The 13,848-nt window shown below is 57.3% G+C and carries 12 protein-coding genes and 1 pseudogene; 7 read left to right on the top strand and 6 right to left on the bottom strand.

Going from position 1 to position 13,848, the window contains the following annotated elements; translation table 11 throughout:
* The 3 genes from DWA01_RS03480 to DWA01_RS03470 form a co-directional block, all read right to left on the bottom strand.
* A partial coding sequence (locus tag DWA01_RS03480; RefSeq protein ID WP_114284265.1) for a DUF3422 family protein occupies nucleotides 1–951 on the bottom strand: 951 nt, incomplete at its 3' end.
* Nucleotides 952–1,118: 167 nt separating this feature from the next.
* Complete coding sequence (locus tag DWA01_RS03475; protein ID WP_114284264.1) at nucleotides 1,119–2,558, bottom strand: NAD(P)(+) transhydrogenase (Re/Si-specific) subunit beta; 1,440 nt, start codon at nucleotides 2,556–2,558, stop codon at nucleotides 1,119–1,121.
* A 17-nt stretch (nucleotides 2,559–2,575) separates the two neighbouring features.
* Nucleotides 2,576–4,147 carry a Re/Si-specific NAD(P)(+) transhydrogenase subunit alpha gene (locus tag DWA01_RS03470; RefSeq protein ID WP_114284263.1) on the bottom strand — a complete coding sequence of 524 codons (1,572 nt, stop codon included), beginning with the start codon at nucleotides 4,145–4,147 and terminating at the stop codon, nucleotides 2,576–2,578.
* Between the two features lie 535 nt (nucleotides 4,148–4,682).
* Here DWA01_RS03470 and DWA01_RS03465 point away from each other — a divergent pair.
* Nucleotides 4,683–5,150, top strand: a complete 468-nt coding sequence (locus DWA01_RS03465; RefSeq protein ID WP_114284262.1) for a GNAT family N-acetyltransferase — start codon at nucleotides 4,683–4,685, stop codon at nucleotides 5,148–5,150.
* Nucleotides 5,151–5,154: 4 nt separating this feature from the next.
* Here DWA01_RS03465 and DWA01_RS03460 read toward each other — a convergent pair whose 3' ends face one another.
* Nucleotides 5,155–5,922 (bottom strand): gamma-glutamyl-gamma-aminobutyrate hydrolase family protein, encoded by a 768-nt coding sequence (locus DWA01_RS03460; protein ID WP_114284261.1) that lies wholly within the window; start codon nucleotides 5,920–5,922, stop codon nucleotides 5,155–5,157.
* A gap of 147 nt (nucleotides 5,923–6,069) precedes the next feature.
* Here DWA01_RS03460 and pepN point away from each other — a divergent pair, with 147 nt between their 5' ends.
* Nucleotides 6,070–8,628: an aminopeptidase N gene (gene pepN, locus DWA01_RS03455; RefSeq protein WP_114284260.1), complete on the top strand. Its 2,559-nt coding sequence runs from the start codon at nucleotides 6,070–6,072 to the stop codon at nucleotides 8,626–8,628.
* A 40-nt stretch (nucleotides 8,629–8,668) separates the two neighbouring features.
* Here pepN and DWA01_RS03450 read toward each other — a convergent pair whose 3' ends face one another.
* Nucleotides 8,669–9,244: a transglycosylase SLT domain-containing protein gene (locus DWA01_RS03450; RefSeq protein WP_114284259.1), complete on the bottom strand. Its 576-nt coding sequence runs from the start codon at nucleotides 9,242–9,244 to the stop codon at nucleotides 8,669–8,671.
* 145 nt (nucleotides 9,245–9,389) lie between these two features.
* On the opposite strand from DWA01_RS03450, the gene DWA01_RS03445 reads away from it, so the two are divergent.
* From DWA01_RS03445 to DWA01_RS03435, 3 genes are all read left to right on the top strand, one after another.
* Nucleotides 9,390–9,806 carry a DUF3052 family protein gene (locus DWA01_RS03445; RefSeq protein ID WP_114284258.1) on the top strand — a complete coding sequence of 139 codons (417 nt, stop codon included), beginning with the start codon at nucleotides 9,390–9,392 and terminating at the stop codon, nucleotides 9,804–9,806.
* A 91-nt stretch (nucleotides 9,807–9,897) separates the two neighbouring features.
* The gene (gene gatB, locus DWA01_RS03440) at nucleotides 9,898–11,412 is read left to right on the top strand and encodes an Asp-tRNA(Asn)/Glu-tRNA(Gln) amidotransferase subunit GatB (protein WP_114284257.1); all 1,515 of its coding nucleotides are present in this window, start codon (nucleotides 9,898–9,900) and stop codon (nucleotides 11,410–11,412) included.
* A 275-nt stretch (nucleotides 11,413–11,687) separates the two neighbouring features.
* Entirely contained in the window at nucleotides 11,688–12,056 is a 369-nt protein-coding gene (locus tag DWA01_RS03435) for a DUF4177 domain-containing protein (RefSeq protein WP_114284256.1), read from the top strand.
* 82 nt (nucleotides 12,057–12,138) lie between these two features.
* On the opposite strand, the gene DWA01_RS03430 is transcribed toward DWA01_RS03435, so the two are convergent.
* Nucleotides 12,139–12,396 (bottom strand): BolA family protein, encoded by a 258-nt coding sequence (locus DWA01_RS03430; protein ID WP_114284255.1) that lies wholly within the window; start codon nucleotides 12,394–12,396, stop codon nucleotides 12,139–12,141.
* Between the two features lie 97 nt (nucleotides 12,397–12,493).
* Here DWA01_RS03430 and DWA01_RS03425 point away from each other — a divergent pair, with 97 nt between their 5' ends.
* Both DWA01_RS03425 and DWA01_RS03415 read left to right on the top strand, forming a co-directional pair.
* The gene (locus tag DWA01_RS03425; RefSeq protein ID WP_114284254.1) at nucleotides 12,494–13,123 is read left to right on the top strand and encodes a J domain-containing protein; all 630 of its coding nucleotides are present in this window, start codon (nucleotides 12,494–12,496) and stop codon (nucleotides 13,121–13,123) included.
* A gap of 503 nt (nucleotides 13,124–13,626) precedes the next feature.
* Nucleotides 13,627–13,848, top strand: a pseudogene (locus DWA01_RS03415) (cobaltochelatase subunit CobS); the annotation flags it as partial.

Genomic DNA, 13,848 nt, shown 5'->3' with positions numbered 1-13,848 from the left:
GGACGCCTTGACCGTGCGCATCGCCGGATCAAAGCGGCGCATCATAAACTCTGCAAAGGTCTGCCGCCCGTTAAAGCGTTCTTCCCGCAGCACTTTGACCCGCTGATTGACGATCGCTTCATAAGCACCGGTCGCGCCAAAGCGAAAACTGGATTTAGTGATCAGGTTTTCAAGCCGCGCCGACGCGTTGAGAAGGTCCGACAGAGTGTCAGCCGCAGCGGTGCTGCCGGCGCTCATGTCTCCAGTCAGGGACGAAAGGGCGTCCTCAATACCGCTGAGGTCATCGTTCAGCCCGCGCGCCTCAGTCAGGCCCAGCATTGCCATGGTTTTATAGGTCTCGATCTCGCACAAGCGCTGCACGATGCGCCCAACCCGGCGCTCGCCGGTACCAGGTCGCGCAAACACGGCAAACCGCATATGTCCGGCTTCATCGATCCGGAAATCCCCGGCAAGGACCGCATTGTCGTCCACCACGCGCGCCACAGCCAGGCTTTCGGCAACGAACCATTCATTCACGAAGCTGCGGATCGTATCATCATCCGTTGTTTCTTCGACCCGGATTAAAGCCGAAGTGATGCGGACCCCGGGCATCTGCGCCAGCCAGTCTTTGGAAAACACGTCAAAAGAAGCACCGTCAAACGGTCGGTCCGCCACCCCTTCCGAAAAGATCGTATAGGTCACGAACTCGGTGTGGCTTTCCCATTTCAACTGGTATTTGCCAATCTGGCCAAAATAATGCGTGGCTTCTGGTTGCGGATGGGGCGCGCCATACCGATCAAGCAGAGCCAGCAGATGCGCCCGGTCCGCAGATTTGTCGCGCGCCGCCGCATCTCTCGGGCTTTTGACCGCCAGAAATGCCGCCCGGCAAGGCACTTTCAACGCCGGGAACGGACGGGCGTGAAGTTCATTGGCAAGCGCGTAGCGGTGCGGGTGATCCTGGATCTGGGTCATCGGAGGCTCCTGTTTGGCACACCCTACAAATGACGCCGCTCAAGGCAACTGAAAAATGTGATATTTCAGATAGTTACGGAATACATCGGCATACAAAGCCGAACACGTCACTCCAAAACGAGTCCGGCCGCCCAAGGGCGGCCGGTTTACGTTGATTAACGACCTGATCAGTCGATCTTGGGCAGCAGGCTGTCCACCGATGCTTTGGCGTCGCCATAGAACATGCGGGTGTTCTCTTTGTAGAACAGGGGGTTTTCGATACCGGAATAGCCGGTGCCCTGACCACGTTTGGAGACAAACACCTGTTTCGCCTTCCAGCACTCAAGCACCGGCATGCCGGCGATCGGGCTGTTGGGATCATCCTGTGCCGCCGGGTTGACGATGTCGTTGGAGCCAATGACGATCGCGACGTCGGTCTTGGGGAAATCGCCGTTGATCTCGTCCATTTCCATCACGATGTCATAAGGCACCCGCGCTTCCGCCAGCAAAACATTCATGTGCCCGGGCAGACGTCCGGCCACCGGATGAATTGCAAAACGCACCTCTTTGTCCGCCGCACGCAGTTTGCGCACCAGTTCAGAGACCGATTGCTGTGCCTGCGCCACCGCCATGCCGTAGCCCGGAATGATCACGATACTGTCGGCATCGTTCAGCGCTGCCGCCACACCATCTGCATCAATGGAGATCTGCTCGCCTTCGACTTCCATCGCCGGTCCGGTGCTGCCACCAAAACCACCAAGGATCACGCTGACAAATTTCCGGTTCATTGCTTTACACATAATGTAGCTGAGGATGGCACCGGAAGAGCCCACCAGCGCCCCGGTCACGATCAGCAGATCGTTGCCAAGGGTGAAACCAATCGCCGCCGCAGCCCAGCCGGAATAGCTGTTGAGCATCGAGACCACGACAGGCATATCCGCGCCGCCAATGCCCATGATCAGGTGATAGCCAATAAACCCGGCAATCACGATCACTGCGAGAATGGTCCAGACACCTGCGCCGTTGAAATACATGATGCCCAGCACCAGTGACAAAGCCAGCGCCGAAGCGTTCAGCATATGGCCGCCCGGAAGCTTTTTAGGTTTGCCATCCAATTTGCCGGCCAGTTTACCAAAGGCCACGATGGAGCCGGTGAAGGTCACCGCACCGATAAAGACACCGAGGAAGACCTCGACCTTCATGATCGCAATCTCGACACCGGTTTTCTTCGCCAGTGCGGCCGAGAACCCGGCGAGAGATTCAAGGCTTTCCCCTGCTTCACGCATCGCGTTTATGCTGCCCAGTTCCAGATCAGCGTTCAGACCGATGAAAACAGCTGCCAGACCAACGAACGAGTGCAGCGCTGCAACCAGTTGCGGCATTTCGGTCATCTCGACCTTGCCGGCCACCATATAGCCCAGGTATGAGCCGATCCCCAGCATGACCAGGATGATCAGCCAGTTGCCAATGCCCGGGCCAAATACTGTGGCCAGGATCGCGAGACCCATGCCCGCAATACCATACCAGACCGCGCGTTTTGCGTTTTCCTGATTGCTCAACCCGCCCAGAGACAGGATGAAGAGAACGGCCGCCGCGATATAGGCGGCAGAAACAATTCCAATACTCATTTAACTGATCCCTGCCCTTAAGATTTCTGGAACATGGCAAGCATCCGGCGTGTCACCAGGAAGCCACCAACAACATTGATTGTCGCGATCAAAACCGAGATCGACGCCAGGACCACGACGAGCCAGTTCCCTGACCCGATCTGCAGCAATGCGCCAAGCACCACGATACCGGAAATGGCGTTGGTCACCGCCATCAGCGGCGTATGCAACGCGTGGCTGACGTTCCAGATCACCTGGAAGCCGATAAAACAGGCCAGAACAAAGACAATGAAGTGCTGCATGAAACTGGCCGGGGCAAAAGCGCCAACGATCAGCATCAGAACTGCCCCACCGACCAGCAGGCCGACCTGCTGTTTGGTGGTCTTTTTGAACGCTGCGACTTCAGCGGCACGCTTTTCCTCAGCAGTCAGTTCTTTGACCACTTCTTTTTTCTGCACCGCAATCGCCCGGATCTTGGGCGGGGGCGGCGGGAAGGTGATTTCCTTCGCATAGGTCACCGTCGCACCACGGATTACGTCATCTTCCATATTATGCGCAACCTGTCCGTCCTTTTCAGGGGTCAGATCGCTCATCATATGGCGCACATTGTTAGAATAAAGCGTCGATGCCTGGGCCGCCATGCGCGATGGGAAATCGGTATAACCGATGATGGTCACGCCGTTGTCGGATACAATCTTCTGATCCATCACAGTCAGATCGCAGTTGCCGCCTTTTTCCGCCGCGAGATCAACCACCACCGACCCCGGCTTCATCGCCGCAACCATATCTTCCAGCCACAATTTGGGCGCGTCGCGACCCGGAATAAGCGCTGTTGTGATCACAATATCGATTTCAGGCGCCAGTTCCCGGAACTTGGCAAGCTGCTTTTCCCGGAATTCCGGGCTCGATGGCGCCGCATAGCCGCCGGTCGCCGCCCCGTCCTGCTGCTGTTCGTCGAACTCCAGAAACACAAATTCTGCGCCCATGGATTCAATTTGCTCCGCCACTTCAGGACGCACGTCAAAAGCGTATGTGATCGCGCCGAGCGACGTCGCTGTACCGATCGCAGCCAGTCCGGCAACACCAGCACCGACGATCAGGACTTTGGCCGGAGGCACTTTACCCGCCGCAGTTACCTGCCCGGTAAAGAAACGACCAAAATTATTACCCGCTTCAATCACCGCACGATAGCCGGCGATATTGGCCATCGAGCTCAGTGCATCCATTTTCTGCGCCCGGCTGATGCGTGGCACCATATCCATGGCGATCACATTGGCACCTTTAGAGCGGGCCAGTTCCATCAAAGCTTCGTTCTGGCCTGGCCAGAAGAAAGAAATCAGTGTCTGTCCGGCTTTCAGCCGTTTGGTTTCCGTTTCACTGGGCGGACGCACTTTGGCGACGATATCCACAGCTTTAAACAGCGCAGCCGGCGTTTTGATGATTTCGACACCAGCGGCCTCATAGGTCGCATCGCTGAATCCTGCCAGGGCGCCCGCACCGGTTTCAATTGCACAGTCGTAACCCAGTTTCTGCAACTGGGTCGCACTGTCGGGGGTCATCGCGACACGCGCTTCCCCCTCAAATATCTCTTTCGGAACCCCGATTTTCACTTATTTTGACCCTTTTTCCCAAATTCAAGACTACGCCGCGACATTTTTACTCACCGAAAGCCGGCGCGGAGCAACATTACATCGCAACTGCAGCATTATATCGCACCCCGTGTCGCAAAGTCTGCGGCTTCAACCAGGCGAGGGCCAGCATTAACCCATCAGCGTATCAACACCGCCTCTCTGGTTACTGTTGGCACCGCCTGAATATCGGCTCGCGAAACAGTACATAATGGTCGCAAGCATTCAACACTTTCCGTCGCAAATCTGCATTATTACGACGGATACAGACACAAACAGCGCCACAGTGCGGAACCTGGATGCAGACAATGCCAGCAGGCTTTGCATGTTAGCGCCAAAGGTGCATGGCGCGGTCTGCAGCAAATTCGCAACACATAGAGTTTCACTCCCCGTTCGCAGGCCTCCCACTCTCTTCCTGACACTGAATCAGACAAGTTTAGGGGCTGCATTGAGCCTTCAAGTGCAATGAACCACCGGTGCCCCTTGGAGTTTCCCGTGAGCAAACTAAGCTGGCAAGATGGTCCACCTGCGCCCCTATAAACCCACCGATGCCACCGCCTGCTTCAGAGTGTTCCGCGCTGCGGTACAGATCGGCGCTGCGCAACATTACACTCAGGAACAACGCGATGCCTGGGCGCCGGACACCGAAATGCCAGACAACTGGCCGCAATCGTTTGAAAACCAGCTGTCCTGGGTGGCGACCCGATGGGGGCGGGTAAACGGGTTCATGACCATGGGATATGACGGTCACGTGGATCTGGCCTTTGTCTCACCAGATTATATGGGCCGGGGCATCGGCCTGGCACTATACCGAAAACTCGAAGCCGCCGCACGCAACCGCAACCTGACGTTTATGACCACGGAGGCCAGCCTGACAGCAAAACCCCTTTTTGAGCGGCAGGGCTGGCAAGTTGAAGCGCGCCAATCGGTGATCCGCAATGGTGTCATTCTGCCCAATTACCGGATGTATCTGATACTGAACTGACACATCAGCTGCGGTGCGGCTTTGCCTTGTGATCACGCCAGTGCCGCGCCGCATCTCCGAATGCTTCAAACAACGGGCGCGACACCGGGTCATCAACCGCGTTCCATTCCGGGTGCCATTGCACCGAAAGGGTGAAGCCCGGCGCATCCCGGACATAAAGCGCCTCAGGTGTGCCGTCCGGTGCGTGCCCGTCGATGACGATATCCGCCCCTTGCCGCTTAACGCCCTGCCCGTGCAACGTATTTGTCATCACCTCCGTCGCCCCCATCAGGCGCTGAAAAGGCCCGTCCATGCTGAAACTCACCTTGTGGCGCAGGGCAAACATTTCCTCAAGCGTGCCGTCTGGTGGCATCCGGTGATTGGAGCGCCCCGGCAAATCACGGATCTCGGGATAAAGAGAGCCACCCATCGCAACATTCACCTCCTGGAACCCCCGGCAAATACCGAAAAACGGCTGCCCCCGCTCCACGCAAGCCCGTATCAGAGGCAAGGTAATGGCGTCCCGGTTGGTGTCGAAATTTCCATGAGCACTGGTGGCATCTTCCCCGTATTCATGTGGGTGCACGTTCGGGCGCCCGCCGGTCAGCAGAAATCCGTCACAAAGCTCAAGCAATTCCTCGACCGATACCACCCGGGGATCAGACGGGATCAACATGGGCATACAGCCTGCAACATGCGCCACAGCCTCAGAATTCATCGTTCCGCCGGCATGCGTCGGGTAAGTGTCGTTCACCAAATAATAATTGCCTATAATTCCGATAACGGGCCGCATTCATATTCCTTTCAGTGCTTCGGCATCAGCATAACCAGCCACGGTCGCAATAAAAGCCCGGATCTTGTGAATTACTTCAGTAGCAGTTGAACCCCTCCGCCAGCCGCACTACCCCTGATACCAACACCCAACTCACCGGAGCCCATCATGACAAATGCGCCGCAAACCGTATTCCTCGCTGATTACACCCCACCGGCCTACCTGGTTGATCAGGTCGCGCTGACATTCCGGCTCGCTCCGACCGCGACGCGCGTTATCTCCAAAGTCAATTTCCGTCGGAATCCGGAGAGCAACGGCGGCGATCTGCTGCTGGACGGGGAAGGCCTGAAAACGATTTCCTGTACACTCGACGGCGCCAAAGCGACGGTGACACATGAGGCTGGAAAAATGCGTATCAGCGCGGACCAGCTCCCGGCGGACAGTTTTCTGTTTGAAGCAGAGGTCGAAATCAGCCCCGCCACCAACACCGCGCTGGAAGGGCTTTATATGTCCAACAGTATGTATTGCACCCAGTGTGAAGCCGAAGGTTTTCGTAAAATCACCTGGTATCCGGACCGCCCGGATGTGATGGCCCCCTTCACCGTACGCATTGAATCAGAAGAAAAAATCCTTCTGTCCAACGGCAATCCGGTGGCCTCGGGTGATGGCTGGGCTGAATGGTCTGACCCCTGGCCCAAGCCTGCCTACCTGTTCGCGCTGGTGGCCGGAAATCTGGTCAATCACCCCGACCAGCTCGAAACCATGTCCGGCAAAAAAGTTGAACTCAATATCTGGGTGCGTCCGGGCGATGAGGGCAAATGTGCCTTTGGCATGGGCGCGCTGAAACAATCGATGACATGGGACGAAGAAGTCTATGGCCGGGAATACGATCTGGATATTTTCAACATCGTGGCGGTTGATGACTTCAATATGGGGGCGATGGAAAACAAAGGGCTGAATATATTCAACAGTTCCGCCGTTCTGGCATCGCCCGAAACGTCCACCGACGCGAATTTCGAACGCATTGAGGCGATCATTGCACACGAGTATTTTCACAACTGGACCGGCAACCGCATCACCTGCCGGGACTGGTTCCAGCTGTGCTTGAAAGAAGGGCTGACTGTGTTCCGCGACCAGCAGTTTTCGGCAGATATGCGTTCCGCCCCTGTCCGGCGCATTGACGATGTGTCGACCCTGCGCGGCCGCCAGTTTCGCGAAGACAACGGGCCGCTGGCCCACCCGGTACGGCCCGAAAGCTTCGTTGAAATCAACAACTTCTACACCGCGACCATCTACGAAAAAGGTGCCGAGATCATTGGCATGCTCAAACGTCTGGTCGGCGATGACGCCTATGCAAAAGCGCTGAACCTGTATTTTGAACGCCACGATGGCGAGGCCGCCACGATTGAAGACTGGTTGCAGGTGTTTGAAGATTCCACCGGCCGCGACCTGAGCCAGTTTAAACTCTGGTACAGCCAGGCCGGCACGCCGCGCCTGACGGTGTCCGAGAGCTATAGTGACGGCACCTACACACTGAATTTGCGCCAGGACACACCGGCAACACCAGGCCAGGCGGACAAACAGCCGCTGGTCATCCCTGTGGCCGTCGGGCTGCTGTCCCCGGAAGGCAAAGAACTCGTGCCCACGACCATACTTGAAATGACAGAGACCGAACAAAGTTTTGACTTTGAAGGGCTTAGCGCCAGGCCTGTGCCGTCACTCCTGCGCGGATTTTCCGCACCGGTGGTTCTGATCCGTGAAACAAGTAACAGCGAGCGCGCGTTTTTGCTGGCCCATGACACAGACCCGTTCAACAAATGGGAAGCCGGGCGCATGCTGGCCAAAGATGTGCTCAGCCGGATGGCGACCGAAGGTGCCGAACCTGCGCCACAATACCTGGACGCCATGTCAGATATGTGTGCCGACGAAGCTCTTGATCCGGCATTCCGGGCCCATTGCCTGCGCTTGCCCGGTCAGGATGATCTGGCACAAACGCTTTATGATGCGGGGGTTACACCCGATCCGATGGCGATTCACAGCGCCCGGGAATCTCTGTCCGATGCGCTGGCCGCAAAACTGGAACCGCTGTTGGCCTCTGCTTATGACAGCATGATTTCTGAGGGCGAATTCAGCCCCGATGCCGTGAGCGCAGGTCGGCGGGCGATGCGCCAGGGCGCATTGTCGCTGTTGAGCCGGATAGATGGCGGTGAACGGGCGCGGGCTTTGTTTGCCACGGCCGACAATATGACTGAACAGCTTGGGGCGCTTGGGGCGCTTTTGCAGATTTCGCAGGGCAGCAAAGAACTGGCCAGTTTCTATCAGCAATGGCGTGATGACCGGCTGGTGATGGACAAATGGTTCATGATGCAGGTGAGTTTTGCCGCACCAGAAGCCACTGCGGCCACTGCAGCCCGACTGGTGGAACACGCTGATTTCGATTGGAAAAACCCCAATCGGGTGCGCTCCGTTCTGGGGGCACTGTCGATGAATGCCGCCGGGTTCCACTATGAAGATGGTGCTTCATACCAGTTGCTCGCGGATTGCCTGATCCGGCTGGATGATTTGAACCCGCAGATCACCGCGCGACTGTCTGGTGCATTTGAAACCTGGCGGCGTTATGACGGCAACCGCCAGGGGCAGATGCGCGACGCTTTGCAGCGCATTCTGGCCAAGCCGGATCTGTCACGCGACGCCACCGAAATGGTCACCCGCCTGCTGGGTGACTGAGCAATCCGGCGGCGTCCTGATCGGGGCGCCGCCAGTTAAGTCACTGACAATAAGGTTGTTCTTTGGTCCAGCCCGCCATGTCAGCGCGTTTTGAGGCCGAGACAAACGGGCCCCAGTCGGCGGCGATTCCACCACCTCCGGCAGCGACAACACCGTCGCGCGGCACGGTGGTCGACAGGATGCGGATGGCGCAGCTGAGATTGGCAGATCCGTCTTTCAACGCCTCACCGGAGCGGGCAGTGCAGCCATAGCCCCGCGCGGTGGCGGGCGCGATCTGCACCAGGCCGAACCAACGTCCGCCTCCCCCTACCGCCTTGGGATTCCACGTACTTTCATGTTTCGCCAGCGCCGAAAGCAGCCCGACCCAGAACGCGTCCCGCTCACTTTGAGACGCCTCAGGATATCCGGGGCACCATTTTGTCACGTCAGACGGCATGGATTGTCCCAAAGCCAGGCCCTGATCCTGCATCGCGCTTAACGCGGCTTCAGTCCAGACCGCCGCCTCTTCCCGGTGGTCCCAGCGCATCGGCGGAGGCGCCACAGACCTGGTCACCTGAGCCGTTGAACAGCTTGAAAACAAAGTAAAAACCGCGAGAGCAAAGATCCCTTTTATCATCCCAATCCCCTTCATCTGCCAGAGGCCACAGCATGAGGCAAAGCGCGGGCCAGGTCGAGGGGCGGGGAAAAACAGGTCCGTTTTCCGCCTGGGGAAAACATGAATGTTGTGCCATTCTGGTCCTGTGACAGAGGGAGACAGGGTTATGAGTGCAGGATATTCGGCCACCCCACTTAGTAAAAAACTCGGGATAAAACAGGGCGTTACCCTGGTGACAATCAACGCACCAGCGCAGTATGCCGACCTGATTTCCCCGCTGCCTGATGCGGTTACTCTGGCGACGGACCAATCAGCCAATTTCGACCTGCTGCATCTGTTCACCACTTCGCGCGCCGAATTGGATGATGTGTTAACACGCCACCGCCACAGCATGAAACAGAGCGCCGTTATCTGGGTCTCCTGGCCCAAAAAGGCGTCAAAGATCCCGTCAGAAATCACCGAGGATGTGATCCGGGAAATCTGTCTTCCCATGGGCTTAGTGGACATAAAGGTCTGTGCGGTTGACCAGGTCTGGTCGGGGTTAAAACTGGTGATCAGAAAAAACCTGCGCCAGGCAAAATAAATTCAAAACCGGGCGAAAACAGCGCTTTCTCTTGCCCCCTGTGCCGCCCTGTCCTAGAAGGCTCATTGACTGTTAGCAGGACTGAAAACACATGCTTGATCATCTCGCCTATACTTCGCCAAAGCCCAAGGTCATTGCCGGGGCAAAATACGACTGGGAACTCGTCATCGGACTTGAGATCCACGCCCAGATCGCAAGCAAAGCGAAACTGTTTTCCGGTGCCTCGACCAAATTCGGTGCCGAGCCCAATTCAAACGTGTCTTTTGTGGATGCGGCGATGCCCGGAATGTTGCCGGTTATCAACGAGTTCTGCGTTGAACAAGCGGTGCGCACCGGCCTTGGCCTGAAGGCTGAGATCAACCTGTTTTCAGCCTTTGACCGCAAGAATTATTTCTATCCGGATCTGCCGCAGGGCTATCAGATTTCCCAGCTTTACCACCCCATCGTCGGCGAAGGCGAAGTGATCGTGGAAATGGGGCCTGGCGTGGCGCGCAAAGTGCGTATTGAGCGGCTGCACCTGGAGCAGGATGCCGGCAAGTCAATCCATGATATGGATCCGAACATGTCTTTTGTCGACCTGAACCGGACCGGCGTGGCGCTGATGGAGATCGTGTCTAAGCCTGACATCCGTGGCCCCGAAGAGGCCGCCGCCTATGTCACCAAGATGCGTCAACTGCTGCGTTATCTCGGCACCTGTGACGGCAACATGCAAAATGGCAACATGCGCGCCGATGTGAACGTGTCGGTCTGTCGCCAGGGTCAGCATGAGAAGTTCATGGAAACAGGCGACTTTTCTCACCTGGGTACCCGTTGCGAGCTTAAAAACATGAACTCGATGCGGTTCATCCAGCTGGCGATTGATTTCGAGGCCCGGCGCCAGATTGCGATCCTGGAAGACGGCGGCGAGATCAAGCAGGAAACCCGTCTGTATGACGTGGAGAAGAATGAAACCCGGTCCATGCGTTCCAAAGAAGAAGCGCATGACTATCGTTATTTCCCCTGCCCTGATCTGCTGCCGCTGGAGATTGAACAGGAGTGGGTGGATGACATCGCCAAAACGATCCCTGAGCTGCCTGACGAGAAAAATGCCCGTTTTGTCAAAGAGTTCGGCCTGTCGGAATATGATGCCGGCGTGCTGACCGCTGAGGCTGAAAACGCGGCGTTCTTTGAGAAGGTCGCCAACGGCAATGACGGCAAACTGGCCGCCAACTGGGTGATCAATGAGCTGTTCGGCCGTTTGAAAAAGGATGACAAAACCATTCGCGACTGCCCGGTGACACCGGAACAGTTGGGTGGTGTTATCGCCTTGATTACAAAGGGTGATATTTCCGGCAAGATCGCCAAGGATCTGTTTGAGATCGTCTACACTGAGGGCGGTGTTCCGGCGGAGATCGTCGAAGCGCGCGGCATGAAACAGGTCACTGATACTGGCGCGATTGAAGCCGCCGTGATCAAGGTGATGGCGGACAACCCGTCCCAGGTGGAAAAAGCCCGCCAGAACCCGAAACTTGCTGGCTGGTTTGTCGGTCAGGTGATGAAGGCGACCGGTGGCAAGGCCAATCCAAAAGCGGTGAATGAAATTATCGCCGCCAAACTGGCCGAATAGGCTGGCCAGGTAAACAGAGCGCGCGGGGCCGGCAGATTTGGTCAGGACCTGCGCACTTATGTGAATTTTGCACATTTCACGGCATGAGTTGTGCAAAACTATGAACAGACGCGAACAGAACCCGCAGGGCACAGGCCTTTGCGGGTTTTTTTGTCCGGCGCCTGGCCGGGATTCCATGCAACAACATTGAAGCCAGACCCGCGGCCAACAATCAGCGTTTGGTCTGGCGGCATCGGTTTGTTAGTCTGGACCCCGGTGATCATCCGGGGGGAGCTATGCCAGTTTACGAGTATAAAGTCGTGCCGGCGCCGCTGCGTGGCAGGAAAGCCAAAGGGCTCAAGGGCACGCAAGCGCGCTTTGCCCATGCGCTGGAACAGGCGATGAATGAACTGGCGGCAGAGGGCTGGGAATATCTGCGCGCCGAGACCTTGCCCTGTGAAGAGCGTATCAGCCTGATGCGGCGCAACACCCGGGATCTGCATGTACTTGTGTTTCGCCGGGCGCGTGCCGAAAGCAGCGAGGACGCGGCACCGCACACGATGAAAGAGCTGATCCACAAGCTGGCGGAAGAGCCGTCAGACGCGCTGACCACCCTGCCCCGCGAGAAACCGCAACGGCCGCCCAAAGCGGACGCGGCGGAGTAAGCCGCAGGGCTGTGTGCCCTGCTGCCTGGCGGTATGTCTCGGGGCCTGACTCAGGCTCACCCCTGCCTGTCGCGGCTGTGGTTCAGGCGGAAATATCCAGCGCCAGGGCGTGAATGCGGCCAACCAGCTCTTTGCCGAGCGCCGTATGCACCGCGCGGTGACGCGCCAGCCGGCTCATTGGCGCAAAGGCGTCGGCGACAATACGCACGTTGAAATGGCTTTCGCCGGACATGGTATTGCCGGCGTGACCGGCATGAGAGGCGCTGTCATCCACAACCTCAAGTTCGCGTGGGGTAAAGGTGGTCTCCAACCGCGACTTGATTTCTTCTGCTACGCTCATTTTTTCCCCATTTTTACCGTTAATTTTTTGCCGGAGGGCCTTCCATCCTGGCTCAGAAAAGCTAAACTCTTTCGTCCGAGTCGAAAAGGTAAAGACTATGAAAAAAGATGATCCATTCGGGTTCGATATCTCAGTATCGACGGATAAGAAGAAACGCGTCCGGGGACGGCGCGGCATGTCCGGCGCTGTGGAAACATCAAAACGTGTCTGTGAACACGACGGCTGCCAGGAATCGGGGCAGTACCGGGCGCCGAAATCGCCCGATCACCTCGATGAGTTCAAATGGTTCTGCAAAGATCATGTACGCGAATATAACCTGCGGTGGAGCTATTTTGACGGCACCACGCCGGAAGAGATGAAAGCCAAGCTGGACAAGGACCGGGTCTGGGAACGCGAAACCAAACCCATGGGCCGCAAGTCCGCCGAAAAAGTCGCCTGGGAGCGGCTGGGCATTGATGATCCGCATCAGGTTCTGGGCGGCAACGCGACCCAGAACCCGGGCAAATCGATCACCGGCACCCGCAGCCTGCCGGCGCGGGAACGCCAGGCAATCAACATTCTGGAAGCCAAGGATCACTGGACCAAGGCCGAGGTGCGCAAATCGTTCAAGAAGCTGATCAAAGTGCTGCATCCGGATATGAACGGCGGCGACCGCAGCCAGGAAGAACAGCTGCAGCAGGTGGTCTGGGCCTGGGATCAGATCAAAGAGAGCCGCAGTTTTAAATAACTCTGTGTCCGCAATTCGTTTTGCTCAGCAATGACGGGCACAGCGGACACATGAGATTTATCTGGCCCGGCACCGCCGGGCCGCGCCTGCGGCAGGGCTTCGCCCGGTCCAACCTGAAATAATCTCCCGGATCAAGTCCGGGACGGCTCTCACGCCCCACGAGACGGTGCTTCACGTCTCCCCCAAGGTCAGGCGCGGCCCCGTTTCTGAACTACGGCTTGCGGCGCAATGCCAGCCCCCAAGAATAGAGGACACGTCCCTGAATTGAGGACATGTCTGCAAATAACCGTAACGATGATTTATCCGCCCCGCCGGCAGAGCACACCGCCAGCCCTGCCACGCGCGGTTTTTTATTGCCAGCAGCCCCACCGCCAGGGTCAGGAAACTGCGCGCGGGTGGCACTTTTGCTTGCACCGCCTGGCGGAATAATGCACCACTTGCCGGGACCGGGATTTCCCCCGACATTCCAGACAAAATGATGAGCAAGACAAGGCGGACAGACCATGGAAGCGACAGCAAGACCCACCGAAGATATCTCCGTCCGCGACGTGTTTGGCATCGACTCAGACATGACCGTCAAACGCTTTGAAGACGCGATTGACCGGGTGCCGGACATCGACAGCACTTATAAATTCGACCCGGACACCACGCTGGCAATTCTGGCCGGTTTCACCCACAACCGCCGCGTCATGGTACAGGGTTACCACGGCACAGGTAAATCGACC

This window comes from Candidatus Halocynthiibacter alkanivorans (assembly GCF_003333265.1).
Taxonomy (GTDB): Bacteria; Pseudomonadota; Alphaproteobacteria; order Rhodobacterales; family Rhodobacteraceae; genus Halocyntiibacter_A; species Halocyntiibacter_A alkanivorans.
The sequence above is the reverse complement of the archived record's forward strand: the minus strand, read 5'-3'. Positions and strand labels throughout refer to the sequence as shown.